General features: G+C 43.1%; 19 protein-coding genes. 6 read left to right on the top strand and 13 right to left on the bottom strand.

What is annotated here, in order from left to right; translation table 11 throughout:
• Window positions 1–44 precede the first annotated feature (44 nt).
• Genes ACTJJQ_RS14750 through gabT form a run of 3 tightly spaced genes read right to left on the bottom strand, consistent with a single transcriptional unit; the run spans window position 45 to window position 4,140 of the window.
• Window positions 45–1,439, bottom strand: coding sequence for an NAD-dependent succinate-semialdehyde dehydrogenase (locus ACTJJQ_RS14750; protein WP_440600333.1), 1,395 nt, complete (start codon window positions 1,437–1,439; stop codon window positions 45–47).
• Window positions 1,414–2,802, bottom strand: coding sequence for an APC family permease (locus ACTJJQ_RS14745; protein ID WP_008347228.1), 1,389 nt, complete (start codon window positions 2,800–2,802; stop codon window positions 1,414–1,416). The genes ACTJJQ_RS14750 and ACTJJQ_RS14745 overlap by 26 nt, the downstream gene beginning before the upstream one ends.
• Window positions 2,803–2,823: 21 nt before the next feature.
• Window positions 2,824–4,140, bottom strand: coding sequence for a 4-aminobutyrate--2-oxoglutarate transaminase (gabT, locus tag ACTJJQ_RS14740; RefSeq protein WP_440600332.1), 1,317 nt, complete (start codon window positions 4,138–4,140; stop codon window positions 2,824–2,826).
• 108 nt (window positions 4,141–4,248) lie between these two features.
• Here gabT and gabR point away from each other — a divergent pair, with 108 nt between their 5' ends.
• Entirely contained in the window at window positions 4,249–5,673 is a 1,425-nt protein-coding gene (gene gabR, locus ACTJJQ_RS14735; RefSeq protein ID WP_440600331.1) for a MocR-like transcriptional regulator GabR, read from the top strand.
• Window positions 5,674–5,739: 66 nt separating this feature from the next.
• Here the strand turns inward: gabR and ACTJJQ_RS14730 are convergent, their stop codons facing one another.
• Entirely contained in the window at window positions 5,740–6,471 is a 732-nt protein-coding gene (locus ACTJJQ_RS14730; protein WP_017358515.1) for a LysR family transcriptional regulator, read from the bottom strand.
• 99 nt (window positions 6,472–6,570) lie between these two features.
• Here ACTJJQ_RS14730 and ACTJJQ_RS14725 point away from each other — a divergent pair, with 99 nt between their 5' ends.
• Window positions 6,571–7,122, top strand: coding sequence for a DUF4865 family protein (locus ACTJJQ_RS14725; protein ID WP_017358516.1), 552 nt, complete (start codon window positions 6,571–6,573; stop codon window positions 7,120–7,122).
• Between the two features lie 81 nt (window positions 7,123–7,203).
• Here ACTJJQ_RS14725 and ACTJJQ_RS14720 read toward each other — a convergent pair whose 3' ends face one another.
• Window positions 7,204–7,515, bottom strand: coding sequence for an ArsR/SmtB family transcription factor (locus ACTJJQ_RS14720; RefSeq protein ID WP_025206748.1), 312 nt, complete (start codon window positions 7,513–7,515; stop codon window positions 7,204–7,206).
• Window positions 7,516–7,762: 247 nt separating this feature from the next.
• Between ACTJJQ_RS14720 and ACTJJQ_RS14715 the strand changes: the two genes are divergently transcribed.
• The 4 genes from ACTJJQ_RS14715 to ACTJJQ_RS14700 all read left to right on the top strand — a co-directional run bounded on the left by ACTJJQ_RS14715 (window position 7,763) and on the right by ACTJJQ_RS14700 (window position 12,628).
• Window positions 7,763–8,629 carry a TetR/AcrR family transcriptional regulator gene (locus tag ACTJJQ_RS14715; protein WP_440600330.1) on the top strand — a complete coding sequence of 289 codons (867 nt, stop codon included), beginning with the start codon at window positions 7,763–7,765 and terminating at the stop codon, window positions 8,627–8,629.
• Window positions 8,630–8,645: 16 nt separating this feature from the next.
• On the top strand, window positions 8,646–10,079 hold the full coding sequence (locus ACTJJQ_RS14710; RefSeq protein ID WP_007498149.1) for an MDR family MFS transporter: 1,434 nt from the start codon (window positions 8,646–8,648) through the stop codon (window positions 10,077–10,079).
• 174 nt (window positions 10,080–10,253) lie between these two features.
• A complete protein-coding gene (locus ACTJJQ_RS14705) occupies window positions 10,254–11,630 on the top strand; it encodes an aspartate kinase (RefSeq protein WP_008347247.1) in 1,377 nt (458 codons plus the stop codon).
• Window positions 11,631–11,782: 152 nt separating this feature from the next.
• A complete protein-coding gene (locus ACTJJQ_RS14700) occupies window positions 11,783–12,628 on the top strand; it encodes a GAF domain-containing protein (RefSeq protein WP_025206746.1) in 846 nt (281 codons plus the stop codon).
• Between the two features lie 186 nt (window positions 12,629–12,814).
• Here ACTJJQ_RS14700 and ACTJJQ_RS14695 read toward each other — a convergent pair whose 3' ends face one another.
• The 8 genes from ACTJJQ_RS14695 to ACTJJQ_RS14660 all read right to left on the bottom strand — a co-directional run bounded on the left by ACTJJQ_RS14695 (window position 12,815) and on the right by ACTJJQ_RS14660 (window position 20,887).
• On the bottom strand, window positions 12,815–14,242 hold the full coding sequence (locus tag ACTJJQ_RS14695; RefSeq protein ID WP_017358522.1) for a sensor histidine kinase: 1,428 nt from the start codon (window positions 14,240–14,242) through the stop codon (window positions 12,815–12,817).
• Window positions 14,232–14,927: a response regulator transcription factor gene (locus ACTJJQ_RS14690; protein ID WP_017358523.1), complete on the bottom strand. Its 696-nt coding sequence runs from the start codon at window positions 14,925–14,927 to the stop codon at window positions 14,232–14,234. Before ACTJJQ_RS14690 ends, ACTJJQ_RS14695 begins: the two co-directional genes overlap by 11 nt.
• A gap of 369 nt (window positions 14,928–15,296) precedes the next feature.
• On the bottom strand, window positions 15,297–15,845 hold the full coding sequence (locus ACTJJQ_RS14685) for a GNAT family N-acetyltransferase (RefSeq protein WP_008347257.1): 549 nt from the start codon (window positions 15,843–15,845) through the stop codon (window positions 15,297–15,299).
• A gap of 273 nt (window positions 15,846–16,118) precedes the next feature.
• On the bottom strand, window positions 16,119–17,453 hold the full coding sequence (locus tag ACTJJQ_RS14680; protein WP_079919131.1) for an MmgE/PrpD family protein: 1,335 nt from the start codon (window positions 17,451–17,453) through the stop codon (window positions 16,119–16,121).
• Window positions 17,444–18,601 carry an amidohydrolase gene (locus tag ACTJJQ_RS14675; protein ID WP_440600329.1) on the bottom strand — a complete coding sequence of 386 codons (1,158 nt, stop codon included), beginning with the start codon at window positions 18,599–18,601 and terminating at the stop codon, window positions 17,444–17,446. Before ACTJJQ_RS14675 ends, ACTJJQ_RS14680 begins: the two co-directional genes overlap by 10 nt.
• Before the next feature lie 33 nt (window positions 18,602–18,634).
• On the bottom strand, window positions 18,635–19,381 hold the full coding sequence (locus ACTJJQ_RS14670; RefSeq protein WP_008347264.1) for an amino acid ABC transporter ATP-binding protein: 747 nt from the start codon (window positions 19,379–19,381) through the stop codon (window positions 18,635–18,637).
• A 12-nt stretch (window positions 19,382–19,393) separates the two neighbouring features.
• Window positions 19,394–20,068 (bottom strand): amino acid ABC transporter permease, encoded by a 675-nt coding sequence (locus ACTJJQ_RS14665; protein WP_007498163.1) that lies wholly within the window; start codon window positions 20,066–20,068, stop codon window positions 19,394–19,396.
• Window positions 20,069–20,092: 24 nt separating this feature from the next.
• Window positions 20,093–20,887 (bottom strand): amino acid ABC transporter substrate-binding protein, encoded by a 795-nt coding sequence (locus ACTJJQ_RS14660; RefSeq protein WP_008347268.1) that lies wholly within the window; start codon window positions 20,885–20,887, stop codon window positions 20,093–20,095.
• Window positions 20,888–20,889: the final 2 nt, after the last annotated feature.

Genomic DNA, 20,889 nt, shown 5'->3' with positions numbered 1-20,889 from the left:
CACGCTGAGACTGCCGAGACTTCTCGGACAGTCTTTTTCACATGTTATTCGTCTAAACCAATTGACACATACTTCGTTTCTAAATAAGGCTCGATGCCTTCGATGCCGCCTTCACGACCAATACCGCTCTCTTTCATACCGCCGAAAGGTGCCTGCACAGCGGATGGTCCCCCGTCATTCCAGCCAATAATCCCGTAATCTAGATTCTCAGATATATAGAGACCATTGCGGTAATTCTCTGTAAAGAAATAAGCCGCAAGTCCAAAAGGTGTATCATTTGCTAATTCAATGGCTTCATCTAATGTGCTAAATGTCGTAATGGGTGCAACTGGACCAAACGTCTCTTCATGCATAATGTTCATTGAAGGGTCGACATGAGTTAGCACCGTCGGCTGAACAAAATAATACGACTTCTCATCGTCAAAATGTGTATCGCCGCCGACAAGAACTTTCGCCCCTTTATCCACGGCATCTTGAATTTGTTCGACAATTTTATCGAAGCCTCGCTTATTGATAATCGGTCCGATGGACGTGCCTTCTTCAAAACCATTTCCTACTTTCAGCTTTTCCACTTCTTTGCTGAAGCTTTGCGCAAATGCTTCATGAATTTCTTCATGGACAATTAATCGATTGGCACAAACACACGTCTGACCTGCATTACGGAATTTAGATGCCACTGCTTGTTTCACAGCCAATTCAAGGTTGGCGTCCTTATCTACGATCAGCGGGGCATGACCGCCAAGTTCCATAGAAACGTGTTTCACTGTGCTCGCACTGTTTTTGATGAGATGTTTTCCAACTGGTGTTGAGCCAGTAAACGTGATCTTGCGGATCAATGGACTATCTGTGAAGATTCCCCCCACTTCTTTTCCATCTCCAATCACCCATTGCAAGGCATCCTCTGGAATTCCGGCTTCATGGCCTAATTTGACAAGCTCGATGGCCGTAAGCGGCGTGTCTTCAGCAGGTTTCACGATAAACGTACAGCCCGCCGCAAGCGCTGGTGCAGCCTTCCTTGTAATCATCGCCGCAGGGAAATTCCACGGTGTAATCGCAGCAACAGGACCAACTGGCTGCTTTGTGACAAATAGGCGTTTGTTTGTCGTATGAGATGGGATCGTTCTGCCGTAAATCCGCTTTGCTTCCTCTGCGTACCACTCAATATATCCAGCGGCATAGACGATTTCCCCTAATGCTTCTTGATACGGCTTCCCGTTTTCTTCTGTGATGATTTTTGCGAGCCTTTCTTTATGCTCGATCATGAGATCAAACCATTTGCGAATGATATTTGCACGTTCATGGGCTGACGTTTTTGCCCATGTTTTGAATGCTTTGTGTGAGCGAGTGATCGCAGCTTCAATCTGTTCTTTTGTATGCTGAGCAACTGAGGCAATTTCTTCTCCGGTTGCAGGATTATACACTTTGAGTTCGTTTGTCATGCTCTACCTTCTCCTTCGTTCTTGGATTCATTACATATAGTATATACCCAATGAGTGCCCAACCTAAAAGCAAAATCCATTCAGCTGGCCATGATAAGGAGGCCGGCATCCCAGGAAAATAAAATGAAAGAAAAAGGAAACTAAGGCCAATGGCTAAAACGCCGGTCGTCCGCCAATATTTAATGCGGTATGGACGCTCAAGCTCAGGTTCTGTCTTGCGAAGTTTCATAAAGGCAATGGACACAATCAAATACCCAACGATGATACCCACACCGCCTGCATTAACAATCCACACGAGGGCAGGACGGCCAAGTAATGGTGCAAAAAATGCAAGTGCACCTAAGAACAAAATGGCATTTGTCGGTGTTTTATACTTCGGATGAATATACGCAAACCATTTGGAAATCATGCCTCTTTCCGCCATTGCATAGAGGATACGGCTTGCACCAATGATAAATGCATTCCAGCTCGTCACAATGCCTGCTACACCACCAATGACAAGCACAGTCCCAAACGCCTGATGACCAAGAAGCTGTACCATGGCATCTGCTGTTGCCAGTGATGAAGCCTCAAGCTGACCTTTTGACAATCCTGCCGCTACTCCAAAGACAATGAGCAGATAAAATACAACCGCACTCACAATGGAGATAATCAAAATTCTCCCGATGATCTTCTTAGGTGCGTTAATCTCCGCCGCTACCTGCGGGATGACATCAAACCCAACGAATAAAAAGGGAATCATCACTAACACAGCCATCAGACCGCCAACCCCGCCCTGAAACATCGGCTCAAGGTTTGCAAAATCTCCATTAAATGTAGCTCCGCCTAATAGAAGAAAACCTGTCAGGATAATGGCCACTGTGAACACCGATTGAAAAATGGCAGCAGGCTTTGCGCCAATGTAGTTCAGAGCTGTTAAAAACAGTGCACCGCCAGATCCAATCAATACCCATGTAAAGTAAACATCCCATCCTCCTATATTCCATAGGAAACCAACATGCTGTGTTGGAATGACATAGTCAATGACTGTCGGAAGTGCGACCGCTTCAAACGTAATCACGGACACATAACCGAACAATACGCCCCATGCGGAGACAAACGCTGATTTGATCCCAAATGCCCGCTGGACAAAGACGAGTCCTCCGCCTGTTTCTGGAATCGCAGAGGAAAGCTCTGCATACGTTAGTCCAATAAAGATGACGAGAATGCCCCCTATGACAAAGGCAATCACACTTCCTAAAAATCCAGCTGTTAAAATCCAATCTCCCGAAAGTACAACCCAGCCCCAGCCAAGCATTGCACCAATGGATAAAAACAGTACGTCTGACTGCGACATGGTTTTAGCCATTTGTTGTTTTTGCATACAACCATCCCCCTTTGTTGTTTAGCGTGCTGTGAAGGCGTCTTCGATGATCCCTAGTCCTTCTTGCAGCAGCTCATCTGTGATGACAAGTGGTGTTAAAAAGCGAATAATATTCCCATTGATCCCTGCCGTTAATAAGAGTAGTCCGTGCTTGTTTGCATAGGCTGCAATCGCTGCGGCTGTCTTCTTATCTGGTGTACGCGTTGTTTGATCTTCCACAATTTCAATGGCCGCCATTGCCCCTAATCGCCGGACTTCCCCGATGAATGAATACTGACTTCTCCACTCATTCGCTTTGTCCTCAATGACTTGTCCAATGTGTTCAGATCGTTCATTCAGTTTTTCTGTTTCAATAATATCAAGTACAGCCAATGCCGCCACACAGCCTAATGGACTGCCAGCATACGTCCCCCCTAGCTCCCCTGGATCCGCTGCATCAAGTAATTCTTTTCTGCCAACGACACCGCTCAGCGGCAGGCCAGCTGCAAGTGATTTTGACACAGTGATTAAGTCTGGCACCACATCGAAGTGTTCAATCGCAAAGTATTTCCCTGTTCTTGCGAATCCTGTTTGGATCTCATCTGCCACGAATACGATTCCATGCTGCTGACAGAATGAAGCGACGTGCTGGACAAAACGCTTCGATGGTACAATGAATCCGCCCTCCCCTTGGACTGGCTCCATCACCACACAAGCGACTGTTTCTGGTGCAACGGTTGCGACAAAGAATTGATTGAACTGATCAATGATGTATTCGTCGTAGGCTGCATCGCTTAATCCTTCAGGTTTTTGATAGTAATAAGGATACGGCGCTTGATACACCTCTGATGCAAATGGGCCGAATCCAAATTTATAAGGCTTAACCTTGCTTGTCATGCTCATCGTCATATTCGTTCTTCCGTGGAACCCTCTTGTAAAAGAGACAACCGCTTGTCTTTTCGTATATTTACGGGCAATTTTCACTGCGTTTTCAACTGCTTCTGCACCTGAATTTAAGAAAATGGCTTTTTTGTCGTGGTCGCCTGGTGTGAGGTGGCATAGTTTTTCTGCCAATTCGATATAGGATTCGTACATCATGACATTAAATCCTGGGTGAATCAGGCTATCTGCCTGTGCTTTGACTGCTTCCACAACCTTTGGATGGGAGTGTCCTACATTTAATGTACCGATGGCGCCTGCAAAATCGATAAAACGATTGCCATCAATATCGAAAAGCTCGGCTCCCTTCCCTTTTGCTGCAAGATGACGGTTGCCATTACTTACGCCTCTTGCGACGTATTGATCTCTTTTCCCCTGCCATTCCTCTGTTGAAAAACGGTTTGTTGTCGTTTGACTCATTGTCATCCATCCCCTTTATGTCTTTTTTATTATTCTGAATATTTTTTGGTATGATAGAAAGTACCAATATCATTTTTTTCATGGTACCAGAGAGGATGGAATGACGAGATGCTGACAATTCAACTAGATCAAACAGGGGAAAACGGATTTATTTATCATCAAATTTACACGAAAATTAAAGAGGAAATTTTAAACCGCAACCTGCAACCACACGATCAATTACCGTCTAAACGAGAGTTAGCAGATACTTTAAACGTCAGCGTCAACTCAGTGAATGGCGCCTATCAGCAGCTGCTTGCCGAGGGATATTTATATTCGGTTGAACGGAAAGGCTTTTTTGTGGAATCACTGGAAACATTTCATGAATCAGGTCAACTGAAACCCTCTTCCCTTCCAGCGGATTTAAAAGAGAATCCGATTGAGCGAGATGACTGGTATTCCTTTTCACATATTTCTGTTGATACAGCCAATTTTCCTTTTAAAAGCTGGCTGAAAAGTGAGCAAAAAGCGATTCATCTCCACCAAGAAGCCTTTGGTGAGCTGCCGCACCCACAAGGCGTCTATGAGCTACGGGAAACGATCGCCCGGCTGATTGGACTTGCACGAGGGGTCAAATGCTACCCTGAACAGCTCATTTTAAGTGCAGGTACACAGTCGCTCATTCATTCGTTATCTAGCATCCTTCCAGCTGATCAAATATATGGATTAGAAAACCCCGGCTATCGCAGACTGTATCAAATGCTGAAAAACAATCATCACCGGATTGAAACGATTGGCATTGATCGAAAAGGGGTGCGGATGAGCGATATTCAGAAGAAAGAGCCAAATGTGTTGATCATTACGCCTTCTCATCAGTTCCCAACAGGGGTGATCATGCCGATTTCCCGGCGGATACAGCTGTTAAACTGGGCGGCTGATCAGCCAGACCGCTATATCATTGAGGACGATTATGACAGTGAATTTAAGTATGGCACAGACAGCATACCGGCGCTGCAGAGCCTTGACCGCTATGACAAAGTCATTTATATGGGGACCTTTTCGAAATCATTGCTGCCCGGCTTGAGGATCAGCTACATGGTGCTGCCGCAGCATTTATTAAGACGCTATAAAGAAGAACAGCACTTTTTTATTCAAACGGCTAACCTTTTTACACAATACACCCTTCTTTATTTTATAAAAGATGGTGCCTATCAGCGGCATATTAAAAGAATGAATGGGCTATATGAGGAAAAACGAAAACAGCTCATTGGGGAGCTCGACACTGTCTTTCGTGACAACGTACGGATTATCGGGGAAAATGCAGGGCTGCATTTTATCGCAGAATTCCGCTCAGTTCGGACGCAGCATGAGATTTTACAACGCGCCAAAGACCGAAAGCTGAAAATGTACGGGATGGACCGTTTTACCCTTGATGAGCATGTGCCTGGTCACAAAGAAGGCTTTGTCCCGCTTGTCCTCGGTTTCTCTCATATGCGGCCAGAGGATATTAAGCCAGCGGTGAAACGCCTGTATGACTCGATTTATGGGAAATAAAACAGCTCATGTAGATGAATCGTGGCACTCCTTTGACGGGACTAAACCGACAGAGGAGTGTTACGATCACATTCTTTCATAAACGTAATAGTTGATGTGAATATTTTTTTCTAGCAATTTCACGAGTGTTTGAAGGCTTTTCAAGTTAGTTGGCAGTAACGCAATACCATCTCCCTGTTCAACGATTTTGATCATTCCTTCAAACGAATCTAACTCAAATAGGGTTCGATCACCCAGCATACGTCTGGCCTCATGTCTTAATGGGCAAAGCTGATCACGATTCACGACCAATGAGATATCATCATCGTATATTTCTTTAGATTTTCCATACACGTTCAATGCCAAGCTCTTTACCTCTTTTAATTGATATTCCGGTTTTTCCATTTGATTAAAAGAAATAATTTGATCATACACATCCTCTGTTAACTTTTTGTTGATCGTACTTGATGAAGCAATGATAAAATCAGTGGCTTGAATATCCTCTAAAACTCGTTGCTCGTATAAAACGTTAAATAGAAGTTCAGAGCATAAAACGTTCTTTTTCTTTGAAGTCAATTTTTGTTGAATGGACTTCGTTTCTTTTACGATTTTTTGAGCGTATTGATAAAATAAATCCCCCTGTCCTGTTGAACTGATTCCATGATGATGCCGGATAAAAAATGTTGAATCATATAAAGTTTCAAGCGCTTTGATTCTTTGAGAAATATTGGATTGCGCATACCCTAAAGCTTTAGCCGCTTGATTAATCGATTCTTTTTGATACACCTCTATAAAAATAATCAAATCATTTATATTCATCATGATCACCTATCACTTTTTGTGATAACAATAACACAAATATGTATTATTCAACTGGTTTGAAGTCCATTATGATGGCTATTGAAAGGGAGTGTTTCAATGCATGCCATGCAATATCATGTGGATCTGCCTGCGGATTATGATATGAATATCATTAGAAAAAGAGCACTGAACAATGGATGGAAAACAGATGGATATCAGGATTTATTATTTAAAGCTTATTTGATCACTGAAAAAGACAAACATAGGAGTTTACACAATGGCTATTGCCCATTGTATATTTGGAAACAATCTGAGGGCATGACGGATTTTGTGTTTAAGGGGTCATTTGATCATATTTTACGTTCTTTTGGCTGGAAACAAATCAATATTGGCATCACGTATTCCGTTCATTTAACAAATGACTTTCATCGTAGCACATTCGTTCTTGAAGAGTATGTGACGATTCATCCTACTGATTGCCTTGAAAATCTAGATATCGCCCATCTCTTTTCCCATTTTAACGACAATAAGGGTGAAGTCATCGTATATAATCCCGATAAATGGAAATGCGTCAAATATTCTTTTCTGGACTCATTACCAGAGAATATAGAGCAGCAGATTCACATTTATGACATTGTCCATCTGTCTATGGATCATTCAATGGCCTAATTCCGTTTTACACGAGACGCATCACAAATCCCCAAGGTTACAATGCCTTGGGGATTTGTCATTTGTTGATGCAAGACTCTCTTACCACCGCTCCTTGTCTACAGCTAATACGGATGACAAGAGGCCTGGAAAAGCGGTATCAATGTCGTCATTTCTGAGAGAGTAGTAACGGTGCTTCCCGTCAATTCTCACTTTCACGATGCCTGCTTCTCTTAGTACTTTAAAGTGATGCGACAGCGTGGACTTGGCAATGTTCATATCATACGTACCGCATGTTCTCTCACCCGCTTCTGCTAAGCAGCGGACAATTTCCAGCCGAACAGGGTCAGCCAATGCTTGCAGCACAGAAATGAGTCTCATGTTTTCTTGGGTTGGATGATTTGGATTATTCATACGATAAATGTATCGTATTTTGTTCTAACATACAATCTCGTTACTCGTCTATGACAAAAAAGACAAAGGGCTAAAATCAAGTTCATTTTAGCCCTTTGTCAACAATCGGATACATGTCATTGAGACATGTATTTTTTTAAGTTCATTTTCTTGTCATGTGTCATTGGTTTTGTTATCATAGCAAAAGTGACCACTCGGTTTCCATTGTGACCATATGGTTTTGCCGATTCGGAAAGGACTTATGAAGATGAACGAAAAGCAAGAAGAGATTTTGCGGGTATCGAAGAAATTATTTTCTCAAAAAGGCTATATGAGTGTCTCTATGCAGTCAATTGCTGATGCCTGTAAAATATCAAAAGCGTCAATTTATAAACTGTTTGATTCAAAGGAAGCTCTTCTATTGGAACTGATTAAATACAATCAGCGCAAAATGAGAGAGATTTCTCAGATCATTCATTCCGAAACGACGCTGTCCAAAAAGGAAAAATTCACAAAAAAGATTAAGCTTGAGCTTGAAGAGTTTAAAGAGAATCATAAATTTTTGAATATGCTGTCCTTTGAAGTTTTTTCACAGCATTCGCCCATCGTCATTAAGCATTTACGTGAGACACGCTCCATTATCATGCAGCGACACAGAGACATCATTTTAAGCACATATGGTGAATCTGTTGCGCCTTATGTGTGGGATCTTGTGATTGTCCTCAACGGATTAATGAGAGAATTCATCTTGATGTTGGCGATTGAGCACAAGAACATCCAATTAGAAAATGCCGCCGAAATGATCATCGGTGTAATGGACCGTGTATCAATAAAGCCTTGCTCCATTGAGCCTGTGCTAACAGATCAGCTGATGGACTCTTATTTGCTTTCCACACAGGAAGAATATGATGAAGAAAAGCTTGTCATCTCGTACTTAACAAAGATGAAACAAGAGCTTCACACACTAGCAAACGGAGAAGAAAAGGACGATCTCCTCTCTGCGTTTGAACTGCTGAGTCAAGAACTGTCAAAGGACCAACCGAGAACCTTTTTAATTAGCTCATTGCTTGATTATTTAGGCAAACACAGCGTTTTATCTCAAAACGTGTCACAGCTGAAAAGCATTATTTTATAGATAAAGAAGGGATAATATGAACCAATCAACAACATCGTATAACCGGTCTGTGATTGTTGGGATTTTCCTCGTTGGGGCGTTCGTTGCGATCTTAAACCAAACGCTTCTCATTCCAGCGATCCCGCATATCATGGAAGAGTTCAATATTGATGTCAGTAAAGGTCAATGGCTGACCACAGCCTTTATGCTGACAAACGGGATTCTCATCCCAATTACGGCCTTTTTAATTGAGAAATTTTCAAGCCGTTCCTTAGTCTTAACGGCTCTTAGCATTTTTACAGCAGGTACCATTCTTGCTTCGTTCGCCACTAATTTCCCAGTGTTACTTGCAGCACGTATCGTGCAGGCAGCTGGCGCAGGGATTTTGATGCCGCTCATGCAAACGATCTTCTTAACCATTTTCCCAAAAGAAAAACGCGGGCAAGCCATGGGTATGGTCGGACTAGTGATTTCATTCGCACCGGCGCTTGGACCAACACTTGGCGGCTGGATTGTCGATTCCTTTAGCTGGAAGTTCTTATTCTATATTGTTCTTCCAATCGGTATTATTGATCTCATTCTTGCTTTCTTCTTAATGAAAAATGTCACACAGCAAAGAGACACTCGTATCGATGTCTTATCGGTGATCCTGTCTTCCTTCGGATTTGGCGGACTGCTGTACGGATTTTCAAGTGTCGGAACGTATGGTTGGACGAGTGCGACCGTTCTGATTTCACTCATTGTCGGCGCTGTGAGCTTGTTCTTCTTTATCCTGCGTCAGTCGAATTTGAAAAGACCGATGCTTGAGTTTGGCGTCTTTAAGTTTGCGATCTTTAGCTTAACGACCTTCCTCGGTATGCTCGTCTTTGCCTTACTGATTGGAACAGAGACGATTCTGCCGCTCTATACGCAGAATGTCAGAGGGTTATCAGCCCTTGATACAGGGCTGATCTTATTGCCAGGGGCTCTCTTTATGGGATTCCTATCGCCGATTATCGGACGAATTTTTGACAAAGTAGGCGGTAAAGGGCTGGCTCTAGGCGGATTTACGATATTAGCTGTCACTTCCCTGCCATTTATGATGCTCAGCCTTGATTCATCGATTACCCTCATTACAGTGGCCTACACACTTCGCTTAATCGGGGTTGGAATGATCATGATGCCGCTGACAACAGCCGGTATTAACTCGTTACCACCGCATTTGATTCCGCACGGGACAGCAATGAATAATACGATGAGACAAATGGGCGGCTCTATCGGGACGGCTGTGCTTGTCTCCATTATGAGCAGCTCTGCTGCCAATGCAGCATTATCCGATCCAATGAAGTCAGCCGTTCATGGCATGAATACGTCATTTATCGTGTCTGGTGCTATTGCGGTCATTGGACTCGTCCTTTCATTCTTCTTAAAAGAAAAACGTAAAAACAAAGTGATGAAGCAGGAGTTATCTTCTTCGTCCTCTTCTTCATAAAGACAAAGAGCTCGGCATATCGCCGGCTCTTTTTTCATCTATGCACACATAACGTCTTCCCCAAAAATACATTTGTTCATTCAGAGAAGAAAAACCTTGATAATTTGAAGAAAAGAGTTGATAATAGAAACTATTCAATTTGTGAGAAAATTTTTACTATAGGAGATGTATGCATTGAAGGTCGTTAAATTTGGTGGCAGTTCTCTTGCTTCTGGCAAGCAACTGCAAAAGGTATTTGACATTGTCACAGCAGATCCAGCTCGAAAAGCAGTCGTTGTTTCCGCACCAGGAAAACGGCATTCAACGGATACGAAGGTCACCGATCTATTAATTAGCTGCGGTGAACAATATTTACGTTTAGGTGAAGCACACGATTTACAAGAAGCTGTCATCGAGCGATATGCCTCGATTGCGGATGAGCTGGGGTTAGGTCATGACATTATTGACACCATCCGGCAAGATGTAAACACGTTATTACAGGCTGATTCTTCTCATCCTGAGCGTTATCTTGATGCGATTAAAGCAAGCGGTGAAGATAATAACGCAAAGCTGATTGCAGCCTACTTTCAGCATCAAGGCGTCGAAGCGCACTATGTGAATCCAAAAGAAGCCGGTCTATTTGTCAGCGACGAGCCTGGTCAAGCGCAAGTCCTTCCAGAATCGTATGATCATTTGTACAAATTAAGAGAACGCTCTGGCATCATTGTGTTCCCTGGCTTTTTCGGTTTTAGTCTAGCGGGTGATATCGTCACTTTTTCCCGCAGTGGATCAGACATTACCGGTTCCATTTTGGCAAATGGACTGAAGGCAGATGTGTATGAAAACTTTACGGATGTGGATGCAGTCTACGCCGTCAATCCAACGATCGTTCATGAACCAAAGGAAATCACAGAGCTGACATATCGTGAAATGCGTGAATTGTCCTATGCGGGTTTTTCTGTATTTCATGATGAGGCACTTATTCCAGCCTTTCGGGCAGGCATTCCTGTTCAGATTAAGAACACCAATAATCCAACGGCCAAAGGTACGAAAATTGTAAATCAACGGGATCATACGAATGGCCCTGTTGTGGGAATCGCATCAGACAATGGATTTTGCAGTATTTATATCTCCAAGTATTTGATGAACCGAGAAGTGGGCTTTGGACGTAAAGTGTTGCAAACGTTAGAGGAATATGGACTTACGTATGAACACGTGCCTTCTGGCATTGATGATATGACCATTATTTTAAGACAGGATCAGCTGGAGGAGCAGCAGATTGAACAAGAGCTTTTAGACCGATTAAAGCTTGTACTTGATGCAGATGAAGTCGTTCTAGAGCGGAACCTCTCGCTTATTATGGTCGTAGGAGAAGCGATGCGTCATAATGTTGGTACAACAGCAAGAGCGGCAAAAGCGCTGTCAAAAGCCAAAGTGAATATTGAAATGATCAACCAAGGCTCTTCAGAGGTGAGCATGATGTTTGGCGTCAAAGCGGCTCAAGAAAAAGAAGCCGTTCAAGCCTTATATGAGGAATTTTTCTCTATGTCCACGGTGCCTGTCTCCATTTAATCAGCAGACTGTCAGATCTCCGGATCGGCAGTCTTTTTGATCTCGCACGATTTGCGCATTAAAGTATATCTATTTCTCGTTTGATTTTGTATGATAGAGACAAATCAACTATTGTTCCGGCCATTGATCGGAGCTACAAGGAGTCCTAATCCATGCCTCGTCAACAACTATTAAAACAGTTTCGCAATTTTCATGATGCTTCTACAAGTATTTTAAACATGATGAGTCAATTCATTCATGTGAATACACTGTTTATTGCTAAAAATGATCAAAACACCAATCAGATTGTGAAAGTGCTAAATCAAGACGAGCAGCTTCTTGAAGAAGGGGAAGAAAATCCTTACGAGAAGACATTTTGCAAGCTGGCGGTCGATCATCGCGATACGCTGTTGATCCCTGATATCCGCTTGGACGAGCGTTCAAAAAACTTAGACGTCACGAAACAGCTGCAAGGCGGATCATTTATTGGGGTTCCCATCGATTTTACTGATGGTACGAACTATGGAACCATTTGTGGACTTGATCTAAGGCCGCAGCAATTTACAGAAGAGCATGTTCATATGTTTGAAACGATGGCATCTTTGTTGAGTTACGTCTTAGAACTCGACCAGGCCAATCGGCAGATTCAGCAATTATCTGTACCGATCGTACCTGTTGTTGACGGTGTCGCCGTGCTCCCTCTTCTTGGTGATATCGAAGAGACACGTGCGCAGCATATTTTAGAAACCATTTTACAGGAAAGCTACAGGCTGTCGCTCTCTCATTTGGTCATTGATGTTTCAGGGACAAAACGACTCAATGAACAAAGCATTCAATACTTGGTCAGCTATGCGCAAACGTTAAGACTTTTAGGCATTTCAGCTGTTTTAACAGGAATAAAGCAAGACCTTGCGCTAAATGCGATTCAATCGAATATTTCATTTAAAGACATCACCATTCGTAAGGATTTACCGCAGGCACTTGCTCATATCGGCCTAACGTTCTCCAAAACAGAATAAGTGATGATACACCAAAAAGGGCTAAACCGAGTTTAGCCCTTTTCTTCTTTTCAGCGTGATAGAAAACCTTTGCAGCCCTAGGAAAGACGAGTACCGGCGCGGAGCGAATTTCACATTCGTGAGCACCGGCACGCAGGACTGACACCGAATGCGAGGGTTTTTCTACACGCTGAGGCTAAACGGAGTTTAGCCCTTTTCCTGTGGGAGCGGTAAACGAATGATAAATGTTGTTCCTTTATGTTTTTCGCTTTTTAAATCAATCTGTCCGTCATGCAAGTCCACAAGCTGTTTGACAATTGACAGGCCAAGTCCGTATTCTCCGTATGGTGTATTCGTTCTCGAAATATCCGCTTTATAAAAACGTTCCCAAATGTGTTTGACTTCTTCAGGTGCGATGCCGATTCCCGTGTCTTCTACTTCAATGATCGTTTCCCCATTCTCTTCTTTCCCTCTCAAAGAAATACGGCCGCCTTCTGTAAATTGAATGGCGTTCTTTGTGATGTTGACGAGAATTTGAATGAGCCGGTCATAATCTGCGTATACCTTTTGTTCAGGGTGAACCTCTACCATGAGCTGATTGTTTTTCTCTTCAGCCATTCGGCTCAGCTGCTCCTTAATCACTTCAAACGTATCAATGAGTGGATAGTGAAATTTTTGAAGAGTGATTTGATTCGACCTGATTTTCTCATAATCCATATTTTCATTGACGAGACGCAACATTCGTTTTGTTTCATCAGTGATGAGCGCATAGCATTTCTCTTTCTCTTCTGCCGGCACATCCGCAGTATTCAGCCATTCGACCAATCCTCGAATGGTCGTCAGCGGTGTTTTCAATTCGTGAGACACATCCGCAATGAATTGGCGTCTCCGTTTTTCAAGCCGGTCAATTTCCTCTCTTGACCGTTGAAGACGATTGGCCATCATATTAAAATCCTCACCTAGTGTGCCAATTTCATCAAGGTGTTTGTTTTCAAGATGAATGTTGTAGTCACCATGCGCAATTTTCTCAGTTGCCTCTCTCAATTTTTTGATACGATTCACATGGAACTTCGACAGAAACAGACTGAGAATAAAGGTAATCGTCAATGCCACAAACACGATGATATATAAATACCGGTTCATTTGAGCAATCAACTCTTCTGCTCCTTGAATAGGAGCTATGAGCACCACCCCGCCCTTCAGCTTTCCGTCTTCCATGACAGGAAGTGCCACAAGTGATGCTTCTTGATCAAGCCGGCGTGAATCACTCCGCTTGACTATGATTTCTTCTCCTTTTGAGAGCTTTGCCCACAAATCCTTTGTGAGTAACGCTTCATGCGGCGGCATCTCTTGCTGCTGAGACAGCACAGTCCCTTTTTCATCAAAGACGAAAAAGCGAATTTGTCTTGTCGAGAGAATGTCTTCAAATGGACGAAGGCGGAAGTTCATCTCGGCTTTCGGCAGCTGCTGAAAATTCTGCAAAATTTCATTCCCATAAGATTTCATTTCATCCACTCTGTTTTGATAGGCCATATCTTTTACAAAATGAGACATGAGGGTGCTGATAATAATGATGGCGATGAGCAATAACCCAAGGTGACTAATCAGCAACTGGTAAAAATATTTAATCTTCATCGAACTTATACCCTACGCCCCATACCGTATACAGAAAGGGCTTAGGTCCGTCTCCGATTTTTTGGCGCAACCGTTTAATATGAACATCAACTGTTCGTTCATCACCATAAAATTGGTATCCCCAAATTTGCTCAAGCAATTGTTCTCGTGAAAATACTTGCCGAGGATGCTGTATAAAAAAGCACAGCAGATCGTATTCCTTTGGCGTTAAATTTTCGATCCGTTTCCCCTCTAGAAACACTTCTCTCGTTTTTTTATCTAACTGAAAATGTTCGGTCTCTAGCCGTTCACCCTCTTTCGCTCCTTCTTGAGTAGATGTTGTTTGAGCAAAACGTCGTTTCACTGCTTTGATTCTTGCCATTAAGGTGAGCGGACTAAAGGGTTTTGTCACATAATCATCTGCCCCAAGATCGAAGCCCAGCACCTGATCAGATTCCGTTTCCTTTGCTGTCAGCATAATAATCGGAACATCACTGATCTGCCGTACTTTTTGACAAATGGTCAGACCATCCATTGAAGGAAGCATGACATCTAAGATGAGCAGATCCCAATCCTCCTCTTGCTTAAATCGATTCAATCCTTCTAATCCATCATGGACGAATTCCGCTTGAAATCCTTCTCGTTGAAAAAACATATCCGTCATTGTACAAACACTCTGGTTATCTTCAATCATTAATATTTTCATCATCAGCCTCCGCTGTTGCCTTTGTTTTTCTTTATGTAGCTTTATTTTACATGTTCCTTCTCAAATCTCAATTGGATTGATACGATTTCATGAACTTATCATGCTTTGGTCATCTTTTATTCATACTTTTTGATGGAGTTGACATTTTGGGGAATCACATTGTTCTTTTTTAATATAGTAGAATGGCAAAATGAAGGAATTGCAGAGGATAGTCTAAGATGAGGACAGTGTCATTTACGTTCTTTCAGATGAAGAAGTCTCCCATTTAGTAAAAGAATGAAATGACACGCTTCCTGATCGTTATAAATGGTCTATATAAAACAGTTTGGAACTGGACATGCATATCGAGGGCGGTGTGCCCTAACGAAGCTAATTGTGATTTTCTATAAGGCACCCCATTTCGATGCGAATTTCCTTTTTCTTTATATCTTCATTTGAATAAGAGTTGACATTTAATCCAATCAGTTGAAAGCCATTTTTCAAATAAAACTGGATAGCTGGAAAATTGGATGATTGGGTTTCTAATACAATCATTCTAACTCTCAATTCACGAGCGCGTTTTTTTGCCATTTTAATGAAAGTGCTGCCAATACCTTTTCTTTTAAATTGTTTATCCACATATAAATCATGAATGAGTAATGTATTATTCCATTTCATGTGTTGAATGACTATAATTCCAGTTTCTTCACCATTCATCTCTGACACGTAAACCTCTGAATCCTCTTTATATGGATCGAAAATCTCCTCTTTTAGATTTTTTTTAACTGGCGCTTCAAATTCTTCTTCTGTAAGGGAGATATTCCAACCATTGTGACTGGTTTCCAAATGAATATCATAGTATTTTTCAGATGTATATTGATAATATACTTGTTTTCCTTTAGGATAATTTTTTTGATAGATACGACGAATCGTTAACATTTCATACTCCCTTCATATCAATGATTTAAATCTTTAAACGTACTACTAAATTCGTCGATTTGCGATTTGATACCTTTAAAAATACACCTAAAAGATAAAACTCGTTTTGCCTCTGTCATAGAATAGGGTCGTTTTTAAATGTGATTGTTGTAGATCAAGATCAATTGTTACCTGACGAAGAGAATATCTTCTTTGACGTCATAGAGTGTATTCACTCTTATAAGAATAAAGACATTTAAAAAAGCTCATCTCCAAAGATGAGCTTTTTTCATATCACACGAGCAACTTCAGATAGGCAGCGTCATTTCCCTCTTCAACCGCCTGTAAAAGCTGCTTTGCCTTTGATGTGCTGGTGACGCTGCTTAACTTTTGTATGATGTCTTCTGTCGATAACGCACAGCCTGGTGCTCCCCGAGGAATATCGACTCGTTTGCTGATGATGGTGCCGTCAGATAAGGTGAGCTTTACAATCGTAAAACGTCCTTTTGGCACTGCGTCTGGATGGGGTTCTATCGTTTGATCATATACTCTATTCACCCGCTTCATCCATGTCCGCAGCTCTGGTGAAATGTTTTTTTTCGTAAAAGCATCCAGTGATAAAGGTTGTCCAAACACTGCTAGTGCGATGACATACTCGACACTAAATCGTCCCTCTTCTCCCGTCAAAGGTGTCCGCTCCGTGAGTGCGGCATCTCCGCCAGGCGGAAACATGACGTCGACCTGTACGATCTTCTTCTGTAAGGAAGAGTGTTCTTGTACTAATGACTCGATCGCATCGGCTGCATGATGCGCCGCTGAACAGAACGGATACACTTTAAACCATAGACCTGGCGACACGATACGCCATGCAGTGCCATATTCCTCTAGCAGACGTCTTTCCGCCAGTTTCTGATCCCCATAGAGAGAAAAGAAGCCCAGCTCCCCATCTAGAAGCGATTCACTCCCGCCAAAACCTGAGCAAGCTAAATCCATGGACCATACGGCGGTTTGAGCGGCGAGTCCAGCTTGTAATGGTTTCATATCAGTCCCAAACTGCTTTCGCATTCCAGCTGATTGCGCACCAGCAAAGCCGATCGCTTTCGCCAGCTCTTTCTGTGAAACTTGTTTCAAATAACCAATCGCACAGACCGCTGCAATGGCTCCGAGCGTTCCGGTATTATGCCAGCCCCGCTCATAATGCGACTTACCGATGGATTCACCTAGCCTTGCCATCACTTCGACGCCAGTAATGTAGGCTGCTAAAAATCGATCACCATATGCCTCACCGTCTGTCAGCTGGGAAAGCAAGGCCGGAATGATCACCGCACTTGGATGTCCTCTCACATCTGAATGCACATCATCATAATCAAGGGCGTGAATCAAGTAGCCATTTAGCATGGCTGCTGCTTGGCGGCTGACCTTCTTCCCTTGTCCAATGACGGGAATTTGAGCCGCGCCGCCTTCTTGTTCCACCAGCGCCATGAGCTTCTGAATCCCTTCATCCTCTTTTGCAGCAAGCGCTGCTGCCGCAGCGTCTAACAGACCGTTTCGAGCCATTTGAACGGCCTGTTGATCTTGCAACGGATCAGCAGAAAGCACTGCCTCTGCGAGCTGTTTCGTTAGTTCCATGTTCTTGACTCCAACGCCCGAACCGCAAGCTCGGAGAAGAAAGCAGCAGCGACTGGGAGTGCGTCTTCATTTAACGTAAAGGCAGGGTGATGCCATTCCTCGGTACCGCTTGTCCCCATCCAGACGAAAAAGCCTGGAATGCGTTCTTGGTAAAGAGCAAAATCTTCTCCGCCTGGTGACTGCTCTGCCTCCACTACTGCGAGATCAAGCGCTCCTGCCGTTTCTTCCACAACCTTTGTCAAACGCTCGTCATTCATCACAGAAGGCAAATACGGATGCCATTTCACTTCTGCCTTTGCTCCAAACCCTTCTGCGATACCGCTCACGATTTGTTTCATGAGATCTGGAATCATCGCTCTCACTTCAGGTTCAAACGTCCGAACGGTCCCTTCCATCTCGACGCGATCAGGTATCACATTCCATGATGTGCCGCCTTGAATACGTGTGATGCTGACAACCGCATGATGCAAAGAACTAATGCGGCGGCTGACAATTTGCTGTAGGGCGCTTGTGATCTGACCGCTGATGGCAATCGGATCAATTGTGTGATTTGGAATTCCAGCATGACCACCCGTTCCTTGAATGTCAATTTCAAAGCGATCGACGCTCGCCATTAATGCTTTTTCTCTTATCCCGATGGTGCCAACTGGCAGGTTAGGTTTATTGTGCATACCAAATATCGCATCCACTCCATTTAAGACGCCTGCCTCTATGACGTGTTTCGCTCCTTGCGCCACTTCCTCAGCTGGCTGGAACAAAATGCGCACTGTTCCCTTGAGCTCATGTTTCCGTTCATTTAATAGGACGGCCGCACCAAAAATCGAAGCGGTATGGAAATCATGACCGCATGCATGCATTTTTCCTTGTATCTTTGAAGAAAATGGTTCGCCAGATGCTTCTTCAATTGGAAGTGCGTCAATATCGGCTCTCAGAGCAATCGTTGGTCCCTCTTGTTCTCCTTTGATTTCACAAACGACCCCTGTTTGAAGATCTGGAAAATCGAGTACAGTGATCCCTTCCTCTTCTAACCAGCCTCGTAGTTTTTTTGTCGTTTCATATTCTTCAAATGCCAGCTCTGGATGCTCATGAAGCGCTCGGCGTATGTTAATTAAACGTTTGTTTAAAGCTTGATTTCCTAATGATTTCACTGATACTCACCCCTCTAAAGAGTAAAAAGCAGCTTATGCTTCTTCAGCCGCTGCTTCTTTTTGGATAAATCGTTTTGTTCGTTCATTCTTCGTTTCGTCAAATAGTTCGGTTGGCGTCCCTTGCTCAATGATATGACCATCTGCCATAAAAATGACATGATCTGCTACTTCTCTTGCAAACGCCATTTCATGTGTCACGATGATCATCGTTGTTTCTTGAATGGCAATGGATTTAATGACTTGAAGCACACCTGAGACAAGCTCTGGATCGAGTGCTGATGTTGGTTCATCCAGCAAAATCGCATGTGGATCAACCGCTAACGCACGGGCAATGCCAATCCGCTGCTGCTGACCACCGGATAGTGTGACCGGGTAGCTGTCAGCTTTTTGTTCTAGCCCTACTTGTTTCAATAGCTCCATGCCGATCTCATTTGCTTGCTGTTTTGTCATTTTTTTCGTCACAAGCAGTGACTCGGTAATGTTTTGCAAGGCTGTTTTGTTTTTGAATAAATTATAGTTTTGAAACACCATGGCCGTTTGCTGACGCAGGTGATGGGCTTCTTTACGTGTATATTTAGACGCATTCAGCTTCGCATCGCCAATTTCAATCGTACCTTCATCTGGCGTTTCTAATAGATTTAGACAGCGCAGCAATGTTGATTTACCGGAGCCAGAAGGTCCGATAATGGCCACAACCTGCCCTTTTTGCACGTCAAGATTAATTCCGTCTAAGACGACAAGGTCGCCGAATGATTTTTTCAAATTGGTGAGCTTGATCATGTCCACACCTCCTTAATTCCGGTAAGGTTTGCTGATTTTTCGTTCAAATAGGTCTTGTAGGAAACTATAAATGATGGTGAGCACCCAATACACAATGCCAACCGCTAAATACGTTTCAAAGTACTTATAGTTGGCCGATGCAATCATTTTCCCTTGCGCAAACATTTCTGCCACCCCAATGGTAAAGGCAAGCGATGTTTCTTTTAAAAGACCAATAAAGGTATTCCCCGTCGCTGGAATGGCATTTCTGACGGCCTGTGGGAAAATAATTCTGACGTAAGACTGCCATCTTGTCATGCCGACAGACAGGCACGCCTCAAGCTGCCCTTCATCCACTGAATTAAGAGCCGCTCTAAAAATTTCTGCTAAGTACGCTGAGTTTTTAATACTTAAACCGATAATGACCGCTGTTAAGGCATCCATTGAGGTCATCGCAGGGAATAGCTGCGGAAGACCAAAATAAATGAGAAAGAGCTGAACCAAAGTTGGAACCGCTCTGAAAAAAGAAATATACAGCTTGGCAAATTGGTATAAGACAGGTATCCGGTTTTTCGTTATAAGCGCGAATACCACACCAATGATAATGGCAAATACCATGGAGACAATCGCCATGAAGATCGTTATCGGCAAGTATTGAATCAAGGTTGGAAAAACCGTCACCATATACTGCCAATCAATGTGATTCATGTCTGCTTTTCACCGCCGCTGTTGTTATTTTTTAATTGGAACTGTGACATCATCTTTGAAATATTTCTCAGACAATTTCTTCAGTGTTCCGTCTTCTCTTAATTCTTTGATCGCTTTATTGAATTCTTCTCTTAGCTTGTCGTGCTTTTCATCTTTGGCAAATGGGTAGCCGACTTCTTCATATACGATTGGGTTGCCGACGATTTTGAGTGGAAGTCCTGTTTTTTCAATTTGAGCTAACAAGACACTGCGTCCGTTGACGTAAGCATCTACACGGCCATTTGCCACTTCATTTAAGACACCGTCTTGTGTTTCATATGTTTTGATGTTGATTTTCTTGTCTGGGTCTTTGCTCTCTAGGTTTTTGGCATGGTTTGAGCCAAGAACAGCCGCCACCGTTTTTCCTTTTAAGTCGTCAAGTCCTTTAATGTCCTTGTTGTCCTTCTTGACAATGATTTGTGTTCCTGCGTATGCATACGTATCTGTAAAGTTGAACGTTTGTTTACGCTCATCTGTAATCGCAACTTGGTTTGATACGGTATCCAGCTTACCAGATGTCAGCTGGCCCATCAGTCCGCTGAATTCACTCAGCTGCCAGTCTAGTTTGTAGCCTAGCTTTTTCGCAATGGCTTCTGTGACCTCGACATCAAATCCTACTAGTTTGCCGTTTTCTTTATAAGCAAATGGATAGCTTTGGCCTGTAGCGCCCACTTTAAGCACTTTCTCGTCTTTGCCTTCACTCTGATTACCCCCGCCGCATGCTGCTAACACCGCAAGCATTGCCGCAAATAAAACAACTAGCCACTTTTTGTTTTTCATGT

Source organism: Bacillus sp. 22483, from assembly GCF_052044605.1.
GTDB classification, from domain to species: domain Bacteria; phylum Bacillota; class Bacilli; order Bacillales; family Bacillaceae; genus Bacillus; species Bacillus altitudinis.
The sequence above is the reverse complement of the archived record's forward strand: the minus strand, read 5'-3'. Positions and strand labels throughout refer to the sequence as shown.